Annotated in this window: 17 protein-coding genes and 1 pseudogene; 12 read left to right on the top strand and 6 right to left on the bottom strand. The window is 70.3% G+C overall.

What is annotated here, in order from left to right:
• The first annotated feature begins 252 nt into the window (after positions 1 to 252).
• The gene (locus OG595_RS40870) at positions 253 to 549 is read left to right on the top strand and encodes a DUF1905 domain-containing protein (protein ID WP_329281220.1); all 297 of its coding nucleotides are present in this window, start codon (positions 253 to 255) and stop codon (positions 547 to 549) included.
• Positions 550 to 574: 25 nt separating this feature from the next.
• On the opposite strand, the gene mgrA is transcribed toward OG595_RS40870, so the two are convergent.
• The gene (gene mgrA, locus OG595_RS40865; RefSeq protein WP_329281217.1) at positions 575 to 1,567 is read right to left on the bottom strand and encodes an L-glyceraldehyde 3-phosphate reductase; all 993 of its coding nucleotides are present in this window, start codon (positions 1,565 to 1,567) and stop codon (positions 575 to 577) included.
• A gap of 119 nt (positions 1,568 to 1,686) precedes the next feature.
• Here mgrA and OG595_RS40860 point away from each other — a divergent pair, with 119 nt between their 5' ends.
• Positions 1,687 to 2,574: a LysR family transcriptional regulator gene (locus OG595_RS40860; protein WP_329281215.1), complete on the top strand. Its 888-nt coding sequence runs from the start codon at positions 1,687 to 1,689 to the stop codon at positions 2,572 to 2,574.
• Positions 2,575 to 2,629: 55 nt separating this feature from the next.
• Positions 2,630 to 3,145 carry a mycothiol transferase gene (locus tag OG595_RS40855; protein ID WP_329281213.1) on the top strand — a complete coding sequence of 172 codons (516 nt, stop codon included), beginning with the start codon at positions 2,630 to 2,632 and terminating at the stop codon, positions 3,143 to 3,145.
• Here OG595_RS40855 and OG595_RS40850 read toward each other — a convergent pair.
• Positions 3,127 to 4,197: an adenosine deaminase gene (locus OG595_RS40850; RefSeq protein ID WP_329281211.1), complete on the bottom strand. Its 1,071-nt coding sequence runs from the start codon at positions 4,195 to 4,197 to the stop codon at positions 3,127 to 3,129. The two genes, OG595_RS40855 and OG595_RS40850, sit on opposite strands and share 19 nt — an antisense overlap.
• A gap of 54 nt (positions 4,198 to 4,251) precedes the next feature.
• Positions 4,252 to 4,662 carry a VOC family protein gene (locus OG595_RS40845; protein WP_329281210.1) on the bottom strand — a complete coding sequence of 137 codons (411 nt, stop codon included), beginning with the start codon at positions 4,660 to 4,662 and terminating at the stop codon, positions 4,252 to 4,254.
• Between the two features lie 186 nt (positions 4,663 to 4,848).
• Between OG595_RS40845 and OG595_RS40840 the strand changes: the two genes are divergently transcribed.
• Positions 4,849 to 5,733, top strand: a complete 885-nt coding sequence (locus OG595_RS40840) for a phosphatase PAP2 family protein (protein WP_329281208.1) — start codon at positions 4,849 to 4,851, stop codon at positions 5,731 to 5,733.
• Positions 5,714 to 6,010, top strand: coding sequence for a dienelactone hydrolase family protein (locus OG595_RS40835; RefSeq protein ID WP_329281206.1), 297 nt, complete (start codon positions 5,714 to 5,716; stop codon positions 6,008 to 6,010). Before OG595_RS40840 ends, OG595_RS40835 begins: the two co-directional genes overlap by 20 nt.
• Positions 6,011 to 6,131: 121 nt before the next feature.
• Here OG595_RS40835 and OG595_RS40830 read toward each other — a convergent pair.
• The 3 genes and pseudogenes from OG595_RS40830 to OG595_RS40820 all read right to left on the bottom strand — a co-directional run.
• A pseudogene (locus OG595_RS40830) lies at positions 6,132 to 7,076 on the bottom strand (hydrolase); the annotation flags it as partial.
• Positions 7,077 to 7,286: 210 nt separating this feature from the next.
• A complete protein-coding gene (locus OG595_RS40825) occupies positions 7,287 to 8,186 on the bottom strand; it encodes an aldo/keto reductase (protein ID WP_329281204.1) in 900 nt (299 codons plus the stop codon).
• 64 nt (positions 8,187 to 8,250) lie between these two features.
• A complete protein-coding gene (locus OG595_RS40820; RefSeq protein ID WP_329281202.1) occupies positions 8,251 to 9,621 on the bottom strand; it encodes an RICIN domain-containing protein in 1,371 nt (456 codons plus the stop codon).
• A 186-nt stretch (positions 9,622 to 9,807) separates the two neighbouring features.
• Here OG595_RS40820 and OG595_RS40815 point away from each other — a divergent pair, with 186 nt between their 5' ends.
• From OG595_RS40815 to OG595_RS40785, 7 genes are all read left to right on the top strand, one after another.
• The gene (locus OG595_RS40815; RefSeq protein WP_329281201.1) at positions 9,808 to 10,974 is read left to right on the top strand and encodes an acyl-CoA dehydrogenase family protein; all 1,167 of its coding nucleotides are present in this window, start codon (positions 9,808 to 9,810) and stop codon (positions 10,972 to 10,974) included.
• A gap of 58 nt (positions 10,975 to 11,032) precedes the next feature.
• Positions 11,033 to 11,800 (top strand): SDR family NAD(P)-dependent oxidoreductase, encoded by a 768-nt coding sequence (locus OG595_RS40810; RefSeq protein WP_329281199.1) that lies wholly within the window; start codon positions 11,033 to 11,035, stop codon positions 11,798 to 11,800.
• A gap of 90 nt (positions 11,801 to 11,890) precedes the next feature.
• A complete protein-coding gene (locus OG595_RS40805; RefSeq protein WP_329281197.1) occupies positions 11,891 to 12,661 on the top strand; it encodes a FadR/GntR family transcriptional regulator in 771 nt (256 codons plus the stop codon).
• Positions 12,662 to 12,814: 153 nt separating this feature from the next.
• Positions 12,815 to 13,612 (top strand): enoyl-CoA hydratase/isomerase family protein, encoded by a 798-nt coding sequence (locus OG595_RS40800; RefSeq protein WP_329281196.1) that lies wholly within the window; start codon positions 12,815 to 12,817, stop codon positions 13,610 to 13,612.
• Positions 13,613 to 13,615: 3 nt separating this feature from the next.
• Positions 13,616 to 14,584: an acyl-CoA dehydrogenase family protein gene (locus tag OG595_RS40795; protein ID WP_329281194.1), complete on the top strand. Its 969-nt coding sequence runs from the start codon at positions 13,616 to 13,618 to the stop codon at positions 14,582 to 14,584.
• Positions 14,581 to 15,726 (top strand): acyl-CoA dehydrogenase family protein, encoded by a 1,146-nt coding sequence (locus tag OG595_RS40790; RefSeq protein WP_329281193.1) that lies wholly within the window; start codon positions 14,581 to 14,583, stop codon positions 15,724 to 15,726. The genes OG595_RS40795 and OG595_RS40790 overlap by 4 nt, the downstream gene beginning before the upstream one ends.
• 17 nt (positions 15,727 to 15,743) lie before the next feature.
• Positions 15,744 to 17,327: a FadD3 family acyl-CoA ligase gene (locus tag OG595_RS40785; RefSeq protein ID WP_329281191.1), complete on the top strand. Its 1,584-nt coding sequence runs from the start codon at positions 15,744 to 15,746 to the stop codon at positions 17,325 to 17,327.
• The last annotated feature ends 1 nt before the right edge of the window (position 17,328 follow it).

Genomic DNA, 17,328 nt, shown 5'->3' with positions numbered 1-17,328 from the left:
ATGGTTACTCAGTGGTGCAGTGTTCTACCACTTGAGTATCTTCACTATTGACACTCTGTCACCACGCCTTTCCAGCCAGTTTCCAGGCATTCTCCTGGCATATTCCTGACAGGTATGGACCGGAATCCGACGGGACGGCCACCTCCTCCGTCGGCAGGTCCCCGAGAGATTCGCGAAGATCCCGGGATTCGCGATGACTTTTCCGCTTCCCAGTGGTCTCTTCAGCGAAGACCACTGGAAATGGAGGGCCCCATGGCCACCAGCGAAAAAATCGACACCCTCGACGAGGAATTCACAGCCGTACTGCGCAAAAGCCCGGCACCCGGGGGCTGGACCTACCTGGTCTGGCCGGAATCCGTCGCGTTCTTCGGTACCCGCGGCCTGGTCAAGGTCGGCGGGACGATCGACGGGCACCCTTTCCGCAGCTCGTTCATGGCACTGGGTGACGGCACCCACAAACTCCCCGTGAAGGCCGAGATCAGGAAAGCCATCGGAAAGAATGAGGGTGACACCGTGACAGTACGGCTGGCGGAGCGGCTCCGTTCATGACGGGGCGAGGAAAGACGGGCAGGGATCAGGACTTGATGACCGCGTCGATCCGGGCCAGCTCCTCGCCGGAGAACTCCAGGTTGCCGATGGCCGCGACGCTGTCCTCCAGCTGCTGGGGGCTGCTCGCGCCGACCAGGGCCGAGGTCACCCGGCCGCCGCGCAGGACCCAGGACAGGGCCAGCTGCGCCAGGCTCTGCCCGCGCGACCTGGCGATGCCGTCGAGGGCGCGCAGCTGCTGCACGAGGTCCTCGGTGATGCGGTCGGAGTTGAGGAAGGGGCTGTCGCTCGCCGCCCGCGAGTCCGCCGGGATGCCGTCGAGGTAGCGGCCGGTGAGCAGGCCCTGCTCCAGCGGGGAGAAGACGATGGAACCGACCTGGAGTTCGTCCAGCGCGTCCAGCAGACCCTCGTCCTCCGGGCGGCGGTCGAGCATCGAGTAGCGGGGCTGGTGGATCAGGAGCGGGGTGCCCAGCTCGGCGAGGATGCGGGCGGCCTCCCGGGTCTGCTCAGCCGAGTAGTTCGAGATGCCGGCGTAGAGCGCCTTGCCCTGCTGGACCGCCGTGTGCAGGGCGCCCATCGTCTCCTCCAGCGGAGTCTCAGGGTCGGGGCGGTGCGAGTAGAAGATGTCGACGTAGTCCAGGCCCATGCGGGTCAGGCTCTGATCGAGGGAGGACAGCAGGTACTTGCGCGAACCCCACTCGCCGTACGGGCCCGGCCACATGAGGTAGCCCGCCTTGGTGGAGATCACGAGCTCGTCGCGGTACGGGGCGAAGTCGGCCTTGAGGGCCTCACCCAGCGCGGACTCGGCGGCGCCGGGCGGCGGGCCGTAGTTGTTGGCCAGGTCGAAGTGGGTGACACCGAGGTCGAAGGCGCGGCGCAGGATTGCCCGCTGGGTGTCGACGGTCCGGTCGGGTCCGAAGTTGTGCCACAGGCCGAGCGACAGCGCGGGGAGCTTCAGGCCGCTGCGTCCGGTGCGCCGGTAGGGCATGTCCGCGTAACGGTCGGTGTGTGCGGTGTACAACGCGACTCCAGAGTGGTTGGCACGACGGATGTGATCAGTCTGGACCCACTCTTCCCCCGAAGCCGGGCAGTGGTCCAACAGGAGAATCCGATGGAATTCAGCGGATAGGCTTCTCAATCATGGAACTACGCCACCTCCAGCACTTCGTCGCGGTCGCGGAGGACCAGCACTTCACCCGGGCCGCCGAACGGCTGATGGTGTCCCAGTCGGGCCTGTCCGCCTCGATCCGCGCACTGGAGCGGGAGCTGCAGACCCCGCTGTTCGTGCGTACCACCCGCCGGGTGACGCTCACCGAGGCGGGGCGGGCGCTGCTGGGCGAGGCCGAGCGCATCCTGGCGCAGGTGCGGGCGGCGCACGACGCCGTGGCCGCCGTACAGGGCGTGCTGCGCGGGACGCTCTCGCTGGGCGCGGAGCAGTGCATCGGCGGGGTGGATGTCGCCGGGCTGCTCGCCGCGTTCCGGCGGCGTCATCCCGATGTGGAGATCCGGCTGCGCCAGGCGGGTTCCGAGGCGATCGCGGACGAGGTCGCCGCCGGGCGGCTCGACCTGGCCTTCGCCATCCGTACCCGTGGGGACTCCGACCAGCTGCGTTCCGTACCCCTGAGCAGCGAGCCGATGACCGTGCTGTGCCATCCGAGCCATCCGCTCGCCCTCGCGGGCGCGGTGACGCCGGAGGAACTGGGCGGGGAGGCGTTCGTCGACTTCCATCCGGACTGGGGGCCGCGCCGGATCACGGACGGGGTGTTCGCCGCCGCGTGCGTACGGCGGACCGTGGCGCTGGAGGTCAACGACGTGCACAGTCTGCTGGACCTGGTCGGGGAGGGGCTCGGCGTCGCGGTGGTTCCCCGGCACTTCGCGCACAAGCGCGCGGCACTGACCTCGCTGCCCGTGAAGGGCACCGGTGAGACGGTGTACGAGACAGTCGCGATGCTGCCGCCGTCGCAGGCCACGAGTCCGGCGGCCAGGGCGCTGATGGAGCTGCTGGAGCTGCCCGGGCGGCGGGTCTGACGCCGCCGGTCCACCCCTCCGATGCCGTGGGCCTCGCGGTGCCTATGGTGGGGGCATGGATGCGAAGGACGTTCTCATCGACGCGTACGGCCGGATCCAGGAAGAGGTCCACGCCGCCGTGGACGGCCTGTCACCGGACCGGCTCAACACCCGGCCCGCCCCCGACGCCAACTCCGTCGCCTGGCTGGTGTGGCATCTCACCCGGGTCCAGGACGACCATGTCGCCGGGGCGGCCGGGTTCGACCAGGTCTGGCTGACCGAGGGCTGGGAGAAACGGTTCGCGCTGGGGCTGGAGGCCGGTGACATCGGTTACGGGCACAGCGCACGGCAGGTCGCCCGGGTCCGGGTGGAGTCGGGCGACCTGCTGCTGGGCTACTACGACGCGGTGCACGCGCAGAGCCTCAGGTTCCTGCGGGGGCTTGCCGCGGACGACTTCGAGCGCGTCGTCGACGAGCGCTGGGACCCGCCGGTCACTCTCGGCGTACGGCTGGTCAGTGTCCTGGCCGACGATCTTCAGCACGTCGGCCAGGCGGCCTATCTGCGGGGGCTGCTTCAGAGCGCCGAGGCGTAGCCCGGCAGGACGACGTCCTGGATGAGGGAGTTGCGCTCGTCGAACGGGATGAACGCGCTCTTGACCGCGTTCACGGTGACCGTGCGCAGGTCCTCGACCGTCCATCCGGCCTCCTCGACGAGGAGGGACATCTCGCGGGTCATCGTCGTGCCGGAGACCAGACGGTTGTCGGTGTTGAGGGTGACGCGGAAGCCCAGGTCGCGCAGGGCGGTGATGGGGTGCTCGGCGATCGACGTGGCCGCGCCCGTCTGGAGGTTGGAGGTCGGGCACATCTCCAGGGCGATGCGGCGGTCGCGCACCCAGCCCGCGAGGTGGCCGAGCTTGCCGTCCACGATGTCGTCGGTGATGCGGACGCCGTGGCCGATGCGCTGGGCGCCGCAGACCTGGAGGGCCTGGTGAATGCTGGGCAGGCCGTGCGCCTCGCCGGCGTGGATGGTGAACGGCACACTCGCGCGGCGCAGGTGCTCGAAGGCGGCGAGGTGGTCGGCGGGCGGGAAGCCGTCCTCGGCACCGGCGATGTCGAAGCCGACGACACCGGCGTCCCGGAAGGCGACGGCCAGGTCGGCGGCCTCACGGACGCGGTCGAACATGCGCATCCCGCACAGCAGCGTCCCGACCCGCACCGGGGTTCCCGCGGCGGCGGCCTTCGCCATGCCCGCCGCCAGGCCCTCCTGGACGGTCTCGACGACCTCGGCGAGGGTCAGACCGGCGTTCACGTTGAGCTCGGGGGCGTAGCGCACCTCGGCGTAGACGACTCCGTCCTCGGCGAGGTCGAGGACGTACTCCTCGGCGGTGCGCAGCAGGCCCTCGCGGGTCTGCATCACTGCGAGGGTGTGCTCGAAGGTGGCTATGTAGCGCACCAGGTCACCGGAGTTGGCGGCCTCGTAGTACCAGGCGGCCAGCTCGTCCGGGTCGGTGGTGGGCAGGGTGTGGCCGATCCCGGCGGCGAGCTCGACCAGGGTGGCGGGGCGCAGGCCTCCGTCGAGGTGGTCGTGCAGCACTGCTTTGGGGAGGCGGCGGAGGGTGGCGGTGTCGACGGGGGACGCGGTCATGTGCGGTGTTTCCTCGGCAGGTGGTGGTGCGGTGGAGTGGGGTGGTGCTGCGGGTCAGTCCGTGGCGGGCTGGAGGAGGTCCCAGCGGTTGCCGTACAGGTCCTGGAAGACGGCCACGGAGCCGTACGGCTCGTGGCGCGGTTCCTCCAGGAAGGTCACGCCGGCGGCGGTCATCCGGGCGTGGTCGCGGGCGAAGTCGCCGGTGTGCAGGAAGAAGCCGACGCGACCGCCGGTCTGGTCGCCGATCCGGGCACGCTGCTCCTCGCCCTTGGCCCGGGCGAGCACCAGGCCGGTGCCCGGCTCTCCGGTTCCCGCTCCTGTGGCGCCCGGTTCGACGACGACCCAGCGGGAGCCGTCGGGGCGCGGGGTGTCCTCGGCGAGCCGGAAGCCGAGCGCGCCGGTGTAGAAGCGGATCGCCTCGTCGTAGTCGTCGACGACGAGGGTGACCAGGGCGATGCGTCTCATCGGCTCTCCGTGGCCTCTCGGGACAGTGGTGCGGTGGACCGTTCGGCCGCCTTGCGACGGACGTCCGGTTGACGGGTGAGGTTATACGTAACACCCCTGGTGTGTCACCTCCACACCCGCACGTGTGATCTCCTCCGCATCCGCGGGTCCCGGGAACGATCGCCGGGGTGTGATCGTCGAGCAGGTGTGAACCGTGAGCATGCCGTCGCGAAGGCCGGGACCCCCGCCCTGGGGAGCCTGGTCGCCTTTGTGCTGCTGACGCTGCTCGCCGTCACGGTCGCGGTGCGGGGCGGCGGCACCCTCGTCGGTGACCGCGATCTGCTGGAGTGGTCGCTCGCCCACCGTCCCGACCTGGCCGTCACCCTCGCCCGGATGGTGACCCACACCGGCACGGGCTTCGTTCCTTACGTCCTGGCCGCCCTGGCCGGCCACCTGCTCGGCCGGACGGCACGGCAGCGCATCCAGGCAGCCGCCGCCTGTCTCGTCTGCCTGGTCGCCGCCCAGGCGGTGCGGTTCTCGGTGATGGCACTGCTGTCCCGGCCCCGGCCCGCCACCGCGCACTGGGCGACGGACGCAGGCCACTGGTCGTTCCCCTCGGGCCACACCACCACGTCGGCCATCACCGCCGGACTGCTCGTCCTGGCCGTCCGGAGACGGGCGCCGCGCGGCCGGTACCTGCTCGTCGCCGCGGTCGGCTGCTGGGGCGTGCTGGTCGGGCTGACCAGGGTCTATCTGGGCGTCCACTGGTTCTCGGACGTGGTCGGCGGCTGGCTGTTCGCCGTATGGTGGCTGGGCCTGGCGGCGTACGGGGTGACGCGCTTCGCACCGGACGCGTGGGCGGAGGTGCCGCGCGGCGAGGGGACCCTGCGGCCGGCGGCGATGCCGTCGCCCGCCATACCGGGGCCGGAAACAGAGGTCAGATTCATCCGTGGCAAGGTGGTGATCGCGTCGGAGTCCGACTGCGGCGCACCCCCACCGAGCGTTGTCCTACCAGGAGTTGAGTGCCAGGTCCGAGCTGCCGAAGCCGACCGGATCCCCCTCCCTCCAGAACGTGACGTTTCCCAGCGCTGACACCAGCGCGCACGGCTGTCCGGCGTTGCCGCCGTCCGGCAGCGGACCCGGCGTCAGCGTCTTCCAGGAGTGGTGGGGCCTGACCGACCACATCGCGGACGTCACCGACCGGCTCGCGCAGGAGGACTTCAAGGAACAGTCCGGCATCACCCCGGACCTGCGTGTCCACCCGGCCGACCACGCCTTCTTCAACGACTCCCGCCCGGTGTACGACGCCGAGTCGGCGGCCCGGGCGTGGGAGAGCACGGTGCCGTTCCTCAAGGAGCAGGTGCGCTGAACGCCGGCGCGCTGAGCATGGATGCCTGACGCGAGTGAGGGCGGGCCCGGGGTGGCTTCCCCGGGCCCGCCCTCACCTTTCGTCCCGTCCTGTACGCCGGTTCAGGTGCCCTGCGTCAGCTGCTCGCGCCCGCGAGCCACGCCGTGGCGTTGAGGGCGAGGGGCGCGTTGGTGGCGCCGGTGTCGTTCCAGCCGTCGTACAGGGTGTTGCCGGACTGGCCGGTGCCGTCGTCGATCGGGGAGCTGTCGCCCCAGAACGCGATCCGGCCGCTGCCGAAGGTGCTGGTCAGGAAGAAGGCGCCGGTGTTGCCCGAGTAACCGGAGCGGTAGAGCAGCCCCTTCACGGCGGAGTTGTCGGCGGGCTTGAGGGTGGCCGTCGTACCGCTGGCGATGAGGCTCTTGGTGACCGTGCCGAAGGTGCCGTGCAGGACCGGGTTCGACGCGGCGGTGATCGCGGCGGGGTAGCCGGAGCTGATGCTCAGGGAGTCGATGGAGAAGCCGAAGGGGTCGGTGGAGTCGACGCTGTTGTTGGTCATCAGGTCGTTGAGGATCTCGACGGCGTCCTCGCCGTCGTTGTTGCGGTCGGCCCCGGTGTGGTCGGAGATCATGAACAGGCCGCCGCCGTTCTGGACGAACTTCATGATCGCGGTCTTCTCGGCAGTGGTGAAGAGCGTGTTGGGCTCGGGCAGCACCAGCGTGTCGAATTTCGACAGGTCGGTCGCCGTGGAGCCGCCGTAGGCGAGGCTGGAGCCCGAGGCCAGTGTCTTGAGGCTGTAGTCGCCGGTCTGCTGGAGGGCGACACCCCAGGAGGAGAGCGCGCCGGTCCAGTCGGTCTCGTCGGAGGGGGCGGAGTCCTCGGAGAGCGGGTCGGGCTGGCTCTTGGAGATGATCCAGTCGGCGTTGCCGGCCGTCTCGGCGTGGGCGTTGTCGAAGAGGATGCGGTGGGGGGTGGCCGCGGTCGCGGCGGTCGCGGTGGCGGTGGCCTGGACGGCGGCGCCGGTGGCGATCAGGCCGAGCACGGCCAGGGCCGAGGTGAGTCTGCGGCGGGACCCGGTGATGGCGTACATCTGGCATTCCTCCATGAGTGGGGGGGAGAGCTGGGGGAAAGCGGTGCGGGTGACGAATCTGCGCGCGTAGATCGGGCCTCGCGGTCCTCCCGGTGCACACAAGGCAGGACCGTACCGACAAGATCCACGCCACCGGGAGGCCCGGCCGGGGTTTCACGTAAAGCTCTTACGCACGTTCAACCACCGGCCAGTGAGGGGCATTTGAGGCGATTACGAGTGGTGTGACGCGCCGAGGCGGGCCAACTCCTCGTCCGTCAGCCGCAACGCGCCCGCCGCCACGTTGTCCACGACGTGCTCCGGGTTGCCCGTGCCCGGGATGGCGAGCACGTGCGCCCCCTGGTGCAGGCTCCAGGCGAGGCGGATCTGGGCGGGGCTCGCGCCGTGCGCGCGGGCGACGGCGAGCACCGCGTCGTCGTGGGTGTCGGCTGCGCCCCGGGCTCCGCCGCTGCCCGCGACGGCGAAGAAGGGCACGAAGGCGATGCCCGACTCCCCGCACAGCCGCAGGAGTTCGTCGCCCTCGGGGTCGGGACGGTCCAGTGCGTACCGGTTCTGCACGCACACCACCGGGGCGATCTCCCGTGCCTCGGCGAGGTGCTTCGGCTCGATGCCGGAGATGCCGAGGTGGCGGATCAGACCGGCCTCACGCAGCTCGGCGAGCGCTCCGAAGTGCTCGGCGACGGAGTCCTGTTCCAGCCTCCGCAGGTTGACCACGTCGAGGTGGTCGCGGCCGAGCTGGCGCAGGTTCTCCTCGACGTGGCCCCGCAGTTGGTCGGGGCGGGCAGCGGTGGCCCACTCCCCCGCGTAGTCGCGGTACGGGCCGACCTTGGTGACGATGACGAGGTCGTCCCCGTACGGCGCCAGCGCGCTGTTGATGAGTTCGTTGGCGGAGCGCAGCGCGGAGAAGTAGAAGGCGGCGGTGTCGATGTGGTTGACGCCGAGTTCCACGGCCTTCCGCAGCACGGCCAGCGACCGTTCGCGGTCGCTGGGCGTGCCGAGGTGGAAGGCCGCGCTGCCGGTGAGCCGCATGGCTCCGAATCCGAGCCGGTTGACGGTGAGATCGCCGAGTTTCCAGGTGCCCGCGGCGTCCGCGGTGATCGCTTCCGAGGTCATCGGCGGAGTCTCGCATGCGCCGCGAGCACTGGACCGGCGTCCGTACCGACTCTTGGAAGGTCCTTTACGGATACACGTAGGTGTTCAGCGTGGCCACCGCCGAGGCCGGATCCCCCAGGTCGTAGCGGTCCACGGCGAGGAAGTTGGGCTTCTTGCGGGCGGCCGGCCGGCAGAACCGCTGGGCCCGGTCGGCGAGTTTGGTGTTGTCGTTCGACGCCGTGGAGGCGATCGCGACGTCCCGGAAGTGGTTCATGACGAAGAGGGGCTTGAAGGCGCCCTCGGTGCGGGTCAGCGGGGTGTTGGAGTCGGCGCCGTACCAACGGCTGTAGCAGGACCAGTCGGAGGTGCCGATGCCGCCGCCCATGGACCAGTAGTTCTCCACGGTCCATTCGCGCTGGTACATCACACCGAAGGTGTCGCGGGTGAGGCCTGCGGTCTGGTCGGCGGAGCGGCTGTGGTCGGTGAAGATCAGCAGCCGGTCGTTGGCGGCGACGAGATCGGCGATCTTCGGCCAGCCGTTCTGGCGTACGCCGGTCTGGTCGGGCCGGTAGAGGACGTCCGACAGGCCGCTGACGCGTGCGAGTTCGCCGCGCAGCACGCCGGGGTCGACGTAGTCCTCCAGGAAGACGGTGACGACCTGGGTGGGGTTCTGCTTGAGGAAGTCGACCATCCGCTGGAGGTCGACCCAGAGGGCGACCGGGCTGCCGACGAGGGTGCAGCTGTTGTGGCAGAGGATCGCGCCGTCGGAGGTCTGGTGGATGTCCAGCATGAACCCCCGCACCCCGTCGGCGAGTTGCTGGTTGATGCCACGCGACTGGTTGGGGACGAAGTTCACGAAGGGCGGGGCGAAGCCGCCGTCGACGCCGTTGGCGTAGGCGTTGTGTGCGGTGAGGAACGTGACCTGGTCCAGGGTCCGCTGGTCGGCGGGCGGCATCGGGGCGACGGTGGGGGCGACCGGGGTGAGGTACCAGGCGGCCAGGCCGCCCGCACCGCCGACGGCAAGCTGGTCGGGGTAGTTGGCGCCGGACGGCTTGGCGGCGACCGTCAGGTAGCGGGTGGTCCCCGGAGCCTTGAGGGTGTACTGGTCGGTGCCGGACGGAGTGATCTCCCAGGCCGCGTCGGCGCTCGTACAGGCGACGGTCCTGGCCTGGTCACCGGAGCGGCCGAGGCAGGAGCCCGCGGTGTCGGTGCTCTCCAGGAGGTACGAGGTTCCGCTCGCGCGCAGGGTCCACTGCTGGTGGTCCTCGTTCCCCTTGGGCCGGTGCTGTTCGACGGCTCCGGCGTCGTCGGCGGCGTTGAGTCCGGTGGTGGCGCTCTGGACGTAGTAGGCGCCGGCGGCCGGAACGGGGGCGGCGGCTGCGGGAGGTGCGGGGGCGGCAACCGCCGTCGCCAAGGCGGCTGTTGCGGTGAGCAGAGCGGTGCGGGGGGTCGGCATCTACGGGGGCCCTTCATCGACTCGGCGGCTCGACGACTTGGTCGGCAGGGGCATGACATCACGAAGCCCGGCATGAAGTCAGCACACCCGTCACACCAGTACCGCAACCATCGACAGCCGTCTGTCACTTCGGTCTGACCTTTGATATGTTTCGACGCCACCGAGGCTGCGGGAGGCGTTCGGACTGTGGACTTCGAGCTGACCGAAGATCAGGAAACGATCCGCAAGGCCGTCGCCGGACTCCTGCGCGACTTCGACGACCGGTACTGGATGGAGAAGGACCGGGACCACGAGTTCCCGGCCGAGTTCTACGACGCCGTCGCGCGCGGCGGCTGGCTGGGGCTCACGGTCCCCGAGGAGTACGGCGGCCACGGCCTCGGCATCACCGAGGCCACGCTGCTCCTGGAGGAGGTCGCGCGGTCGGGCGGCGGGATGAACGCGGCCAGCGCGATCCACCTGTCGATCTTCGGGATGCAGCCCGTGGTGGTGCACGGCTCCGCGGAGCTCAAGCGCCGCACCCTTCCCCGTGTCGCCACCGGCGACCTCCACGTCTGCTTCGGCGTGACCGAGCCGGGGGCAGGACTGGACACGACAAGCATCACGACGTACGCGCGCCGGGACGGCGGCCACTACGTGGTGAACGGCCGCAAGGTGTGGATCTCGAAGGCGATGGAGTCGGAGAAGATCCTGTTGCTGACGCGGACGTCGAAGATCGGCGAGGTCGCCAGGAAGACCGACGGGATGACGCTCTTCCTCACCGATCTCGACCGCGCCCACGTCGACGTCCGCCCCATCCCGAAGATGGGCCGCAACGCCGTCACCTCGAACGAGCTGTTCATCGACGACCTGCGGGTGCCCGTGGAGGACCGGGTCGGCGAGGAGGGCCAGGGGTTCCGCTATCTCCTCGACGGGCTCAATCCGGAGCGGATGCTGATCGCCGCCGAGGCGCTGGGCATCGGGCGGGTGGCGCTCGACAAGGCTGTTCAGTACGGCAAGGAGCGGGTCGTGTTCGACCGGCCCATCGGCATGAACCAGGGCGTGCAGTTCCCACTCGCGGACTCGCTGGCCCGGCTGGACGCGGCCGAGCTGGTGCTGCGCAAGGCGACCTGGCTGTACGACCACGGGCGGCCGTGCGGGCGTGAGGCCAACACCGCCAAGTACCTGTGCGCGGACGCGGGGTTCACGGCGGCGGACCGGGCGCTGCAGACGCACGGCGGGATGGGCTACTCCGAGGAGTACCACGTGGCCCGCTACTTCCGTGAGGCGCGGCTGATGCGGATCGCGCCGATCAGCCAGGAAATGATCCTCAACTATCTCGGCTCCCATGTGCTGGGGCTGCCGAGGAGCTACTGACGGCCGTGGGTGACCGTCGGCCACCGCCCGGCCGTGCCGCTTCGATGGGGAGTCAGTGATGAGCGACAACAGTGGACTGTTCGGTCTGGCGGGCCGGTCCGCGCTGGTCACCGGGGCGGCGGGCGGAATCGGCGCCGCTGTCGCCCAGGCGCTCGCGCGCGCCGGGGCCGCCGTGCTGGTGACGGACGTGGACGGGGACGCGGCTGCCGCCGTCGCCGGGAGGATCGGCGCCGCCGGACTGACGGCGGACAGCGCCGCCCTCGACGTGCGTGACCGGGCCGCCGCCGATGCCGCGGCGGCGCGGGCGGCCGGACTGGCGGGCGGGACGCTGCACATCGTCGTCAACAACGCGGGGGTCACCGCGCCCGCCATGTTCGACAAGCTGGCGGAGGACGACTTCCGGCGGATCGTCGACATCCATCTGATGGGGACCTTCCACTGCTCCCAGGCGGCGCTGCCCTTCCTCCCGGAGGACGGCACGGGGCGGATCATCAACGTGACGTCGTCGGCCGGTCTCGTCGGGACGCTCGGTCAGGTGAACTACTCCGCCGCGAAGGCGGGCGTCGTCGGGCTCACCAAGTCGCTGGCGCGTGAACTGGCGCGCCGGCAGATCCTGGTGAACGCGCTGGCACCGCTCGCCGCGACACCGATGACGGAGACGATCCGCACCAACGAGAAGTTCGCGGCTCCCATGCTCGCGCGCATCCCGCTGGGCCGCTGGGCGACGCCCGAGGAGATCGCCGGGAGCTTCGTCTTCCTCGCCTCGGACGCCGCGTCCTTCATCACCGGGCAGGTGCTGCCGGTGGACGGGGGCCTGGTCATGTGACGGGAGGGCGGACATGTCATGTGACAGGCGGCGCGCGTCCCGTATTGAATGGTCCGGCCGAAGTGGTGCCGCCGACGAGAGGCCTGACCCGTGCAGAGCGCCGGACATTCCGCCAGTGACCCGCGCTTCGACGTGGTGAGGGTGCCCAAGGCGTCGGACGTGCTGGCCGCCGAGGTGCGTGAGCGGATCCTCTCCGGCGAGTTCACCGAGGGGATGGCGCTGCCGCCGGAGCGTCAACTGGTCGACCAGACGGGGCTGAGCCGGGCGACGGTGCGCGAGGCACTGCGCATCCTCGAAGTCGAACGGCTGGTGCGCATCAGGCCGGGCCGCGGCGGCGGCGCCTTCGTGCACCGGCCGGGCCACGAGTCGGTGACGAACACGGTACGGCTGGTCATCCGGGGGCAGCAGATCAGACTGGAGGCGCTGCACGAGACGCGCGAGGCCATCGAGCCGACGTGCGCCGCGCTGGCCGCGAAGCGGCGTACGCCGGCCGATCTGACCGAACTCGACGCCGCGCACGCCGAGTTGTTGGCCGCCGACGACGACGTCCCGCGCTTTCTGCGGGCCAACGTCCGCTGGCACACGGCCGTGGCGAAGGCGGGCGACAACGAGTTGCTGATCGGTTTCATGACCGCGCTCTCGCAGTCGATCTACGCGGCCACGGACATCGACCGGTTCATGGACACGGAGATCCGCGAGGTCACCGCCCGTGCGCACGCGCGGATCAACGAGGCGATCCGGGCACAGAACGGGCCCGCCGCCATGCGGCGCATGACCCGGCACGTGTGCGGGTTCGCCCGCGCGGCGGCCGAGGTGGACCAGCGGCAGCGGGTGGGTCTGCCCGAACCGGGCGACGACTGACAGAGCGCTCCCGCCCCCTCCCGGGAAGAGCTCGGCCTGTGCGAGAATGACATTTCCATTCAACGCGAACAGCACTCTTCACTTTCGGTCTGACCTTTACTAGCATCCGAGGTCGACCGACCGGCGCTACCAGTGGCAAGGGAGAGGGTGCGCATGGGCGAGGCCGACTCCGTCCTGACCGTGACCGCCGACGGCGATGTCCGTGTCGTCACCCTGAACAGGCCCGACAGCCTCAACGGGGTCTCCGAGGAGTTGCACCGGCTACTCGCCGAGGTGTGGCGGGAGCTGGCGGACGATCCCAAGGCGCGGGCCGTCGTTCTCACCGGCGCGGGACGGGCGTTCAGCGCGGGCGGCGACTTCGGCCATCTGCGCCGCCATCACACCGACCCCGAACTGCGGGAACGGTCGATCCGCCTCGACCGGACGATCCAGACGGAGATGATCCGCTTCCCGCTGCCCGTCGTCGCGGCGGTCAACGGCCCGGCGGTGGGCCTCGGTTGCAGCCTCGCACTGGGCTGCGACCTGGTGCTGATGGCCGACGACGCCTACCTCGCGGACCCGCACATCTCGGTGGGCCTGGTGGCCGGCGACGGCGGAGTCACCCTCTGGCCCCTGCTCACGAGCCTGCTCCGGGTGAAGGAGTACCTCTTCACCGGGGATCGCATTCCCGCCGCGACGGCGGTGCGACTCGGCCTGGCCAACCGGGTCGTACCGGCCGCCGACCTCCGCCAGGAGGCGCTGACGCTGGCCCACCGGCTGGCGGCTCAGCCCCCGGAGGCGCTGCGGGCGACGAAGGCGGCGCTGGCCGTGGTGGTCGAACAGGCGACCCGTGGCGGCATGGAGGCGGCCCTGCTGGCGGAACGGGCCACGATGACCAGCCCCGACCACATCCGGATCGTCGGCGAACTGGCGTCGCGGGCGGAGCGCCGGTCGAACGGCGGGGAGGGATAGGCCGTGGAGACCGAGGAGTTCGTGCTCGTACGCGACCTGCTGCGATCGTTCGCCGCCCGGTTCCGCGTCGGCTCCGCCGACGACGTCAAGCCCTCCGCCGGTGCCGCCGCGCAGGAGGCACTGGGCGAGCTGGGACTGGGCGAACTGCGGCGGTCCACTCCCCCGGCCGCCACCGTGCAGGAGTGCGCGCTGCTCGCCGAGGAGCACGGCAGCCTCCCGCTGCCCACCTCCCTGCTCGGTACGGTCCTGCTCGCCCCCGAGCTGCTCCGCCTGCTGGGGACACCCGCAGCGCCCGGTACGACCCCGACGATCGCCCTCGCCCGCGACCTTCGCTTCCCCGCGGCGGGCTCCTCCCCGCTCGTCGCGTGGGACAGCGAGGGCGCGGACGAGGCGCTGTGCGTGCTGCCCGACGGGACGGTGACCGTGTCCGGGCTGGGCCCGGCGGCACCGGGCGTGGACCTGTTGCGCGCGATCCGTACGGCGGAGCCCGCGGGGCGTGTGGTGGGACGGCTCGACCCGGCCGGACACCGGCACTGGCAGGCGTACACGTTGATCGTCGTGACCTCCGAACTCGTGGGCGCGGCACGGTCGTTCGTCGCGCAGAGTGTGGAGTACGCGCGGGAGCGCGCCCAGTACGGCCGTCCGATCGGGTCGTTCCAGGCGGTGCAGCATCTGCTCGCCGATGCGACGGTGCTCGTGGAGGCCTGTGCGAGCGCGACCCGGTATGCCGCCTGGTGTCTCGACCACGAGTCGCCGCAGCGGGCGCTGGCCGCCGCGCGGGTCGCGAAGGCCGAGGTGAACAGGTCGGCGGTGGAGGCGGTGTACGCCGGTACGCAGGTGTTCGGCGGGATCGCGCAGACGTGGGAGCACGTCGCGCACCTGTATCTGCGCAAGGTCCGCGTGGGCGCCACGGTGCTGGCCACGACTGCGGATCTGCTGACGGTGCTGGCCGAACCGGAGGCGGCACCATGAGCGGCACACCGCTGGACTTCGGCGACCCGGCCGACCTGAACCGGCTGCGCACGGAGTTCCGCGCCTGGCTGGCCGTACACCCGCTCCCTGAACGGCACGTGGACGAACCCGTGCCCGTCTTCCTGCTTCGCTGGCACCGGCTGCTGCACTCCGGCGGCTGGGTCGGCCTCGATGTTCCGGAGCGGTACGGCGGCCGTGGTCTGACGGCCCTTCACCAGGTGTCGGTCAGTGACGAGTTGGGGGCCTGCCGGGCGCCCGGCGTCCCCCGGATCGGCTATCTCGCGCACGCTCTGCTGGAGTTCGCCTCCGAGGATCAGCGGCTGCGCATGCTGCCGAGGATGCTGGCGGGCGACGAGGTGTGGTGCCAGGGGTTCAGCGAGCCGGGTGCGGGCTCGGACCTCGCCGGGATGAGCACCTTCGCGGAGCGTCGAGGCGACCACTACGTGGTCCGGGGCCAGAAGCTCTGGACCAGCTACGCCCAGTACTCCGACCTGTGCCTGCTCCTGGCCCGCACGGACCGCGAGGGCACGCCGCACCGTTCGATCACGGCGTTCGCGCTTCCCCTGGACCGCGCGGGCGTGACCGTACGGCCGCTGCGGGCGGCCAACGGGGACGACGAGTTCTGTGAGCTGTTCCTCGACGACGTCCGCCTGGAGGAGTCCGAACGGGTCGGCTCCGAGGGCGACGGCTGGCCGCTGGCGATGACGACGGTGTCGTACGAGCGCAATGCCCTGGACACCGGCCATCTGTCGAAGTACGGCCTGCTCGTCGAACGCCTGCGGTCCGCCGTCCGGGAGCGGGCCGGCACACTCCCGGACGGACTGCGCTCCGAGGTCGGGCAGTGCTACGTGGACTACGAGGTCCTGGTGGCGCATGCCCGGCGCCGGACCGCCGAACGCCTGGGCGGGCAGGTCGCCGGCCCCGAGTCGTCCATCGACAAGCTCCTGATGACGAGGGCCGAACAGCGCCTGTACGAGACGGCGCTCAAGGTGTTCCCGGAGCAACTGGCCGAGGACGGCGGCGAGATCTTCGGCGAGTACCTGTATTCGCGGGCCGCGTCGGTGTACGGCGGTACTTCCCAGATCCAGCGGAACATCATCGCGAAACGGGTCCTGCATCTGCCTTCGTCCGGCCGGCCTTGAGCACTGGAGCCCTCTCGATGCGATACGACGACGAATTCCTGACCATTCCCCATGCCGTCGGGCTGGCCGCCGAGCGCTTCGGAGACGACACCGCGCTGATCGACGAGGACCGCCGGTGGAGTTTCCGTGAGCTGGAACAGCGCATGGTGGAGGCGGTGAGAGCCACCGTCGCGCTGGGGATCGAGGAAGGCGACCGGGTAGGACTCTGCGCCCCCAATTCCGCGGAATGGATCTTCGCCGCACTCGGTATTCAGGGCGCGGGAGGTGTCGTCGTCCCCCTCAACACACGCTTCAAGGCGGGCGAGATCTCCTACATTCTGCGCAAGTCGGGAGCGAAGGCGGTGTTCGCTGCCCCCTTCCTCGGCAATGACTGCGTCGCCGGGCTGCTGAAGCACGACCCCGGGCTTCCGGCGCTCCGCAGGACGGTGTCGGTTCTCGGCGCGAAGGGTGCCGCGGATCTGTCGTGGACGGAATTCCTGCGGGCCGGCGGGGTCGTCCCCGCCGCCACGGCCGGGAAGACGATCGGGCGGCTCACCCCTGACGACATCTCCGACGTGATGTTCACCTCCGGTACGACGGGCCATCCCAAGGGGGTCGTCCTCACCCACGGCCAGTCGCTGCGGGCGTACGGCTGGATGGCCGAGGAGTACACGTTCCGGCGCGGCGACAGGTTTCTCGTCATTCCGCCCTTCTTCCACTGCTTCGGCTACAAGGCCGGCTGGCTGGCCTCCTTCCTGCACGGGGTGACGGTCATTCCGATGCCGGTGTTCCATCCCGGAAAGGCGCTGGAGATCATCGGCAGGGAACGCGTGAGCATTCTCCTGGGCCCGCCCACGATCTTCCACGACCTCATCAACCACCCCGACCGCTCCGGACACGATCTCTCGTCGCTCCGGGTTTCCATGACGGGCGGCACCACCATTCCGGAGTCGCTGATCCGCGCCATGAAGTCGGAGCTGTCCTTCGACATCGTGATGAGCGCGTACGGGCTGACCGAGTCGTCCGCACTCGTGACGACAACGCGCATCGGTGATTCCGCGGAGACGGTGGCCCGGACGACCGGCCGCGTCATCCCGGACGTCGAGGTTCGGATCGTCGACGAGGCGGGTCAGGAACTCGCGGCGGAACAGGACGGCGAAATCCTCGTCCGGGGATACAACGTCACCCGAGGGTACTGGGACGACCCCGAGGCGACCGCCGTCACGATCGACGGTGAGGGCTGGCTGCACACCGGGGACATCGGGCGGCTCGACGCGTCCGGGAATCTCTCGATCGTCGACCGGAAGAAGGAGATGTACATCGTCGGCGGATTCAACGCCTATCCGGCCGAGATCGAGAAACTACTGCTGGCCTACGAGCCCGTCGCGCAGGTCGCCGTGATCGGGGTGCCCGACGAGCGGCTCGGCGAGGTCGGCTGCGCCTTCGTCGTCCCGAAGCAGGGCCACGAGGTCGGCGAGCAGGACGTCGTCGAGTGGGCGCGCGAGCAGATGGCCAACTTCAAGGTGCCGCGCCACGTCCGCTTCACCGACCGGCTCCCGCGCAACGCGAGCCAGAAGATCCTCAAGAACGAGTTGCGCGCCCGCTTCGAAGCGCAGGCCTGAC

Origin of the sequence: Streptomyces sp. NBC_01451, assembly GCF_036227485.1 — a bacterium.
In the GTDB taxonomy this organism is placed as follows: domain Bacteria; phylum Actinomycetota; class Actinomycetes; order Streptomycetales; family Streptomycetaceae; genus Streptomyces.
Note: the sequence above shows the minus strand (reverse complement) of the source record. Positions and strands in the feature narration are given on the sequence as shown.

Excerpts from the sequence above, each read along its gene's own strand:
- OG595_RS40870 (WP_329281220.1), top strand. The coding sequence starts at position 253 with ATGGCCACCAGCGAAAAAATCGACACCCTCGACGAGGAATTCACAGCC.
- OG595_RS40860 (WP_329281215.1), top strand. The coding sequence starts at position 1,687 with ATGGAACTACGCCACCTCCAGCACTTCGTCGCGGTCGCGGAGGACCAG.
- OG595_RS40855 (WP_329281213.1), top strand. The coding sequence starts at position 2,630 with ATGGATGCGAAGGACGTTCTCATCGACGCGTACGGCCGGATCCAGGAA.
- OG595_RS40850 (WP_329281211.1), bottom strand. The coding sequence starts at position 4,197 with ATGACCGCGTCCCCCGTCGACACCGCCACCCTCCGCCGCCTCCCCAAA.
- OG595_RS40845 (WP_329281210.1), bottom strand. The coding sequence starts at position 4,662 with ATGAGACGCATCGCCCTGGTCACCCTCGTCGTCGACGACTACGACGAG.
- OG595_RS40825 (WP_329281204.1), bottom strand. The coding sequence starts at position 8,186 with ATGACCTCGGAAGCGATCACCGCGGACGCCGCGGGCACCTGGAAACTC.
- OG595_RS40820 (WP_329281202.1), bottom strand. The coding sequence starts at position 9,621 with ATGCCGACCCCCCGCACCGCTCTGCTCACCGCAACAGCCGCCTTGGCG.
- OG595_RS40810 (WP_329281199.1), top strand. The coding sequence starts at position 11,033 with ATGAGCGACAACAGTGGACTGTTCGGTCTGGCGGGCCGGTCCGCGCTG.
- OG595_RS40800 (WP_329281196.1), top strand. The coding sequence starts at position 12,815 with ATGGGCGAGGCCGACTCCGTCCTGACCGTGACCGCCGACGGCGATGTC.
- OG595_RS40790 (WP_329281193.1), top strand. The coding sequence starts at position 14,581 with ATGAGCGGCACACCGCTGGACTTCGGCGACCCGGCCGACCTGAACCGG.
- OG595_RS40785 (WP_329281191.1), top strand. The coding sequence starts at position 15,744 with ATGCGATACGACGACGAATTCCTGACCATTCCCCATGCCGTCGGGCTG.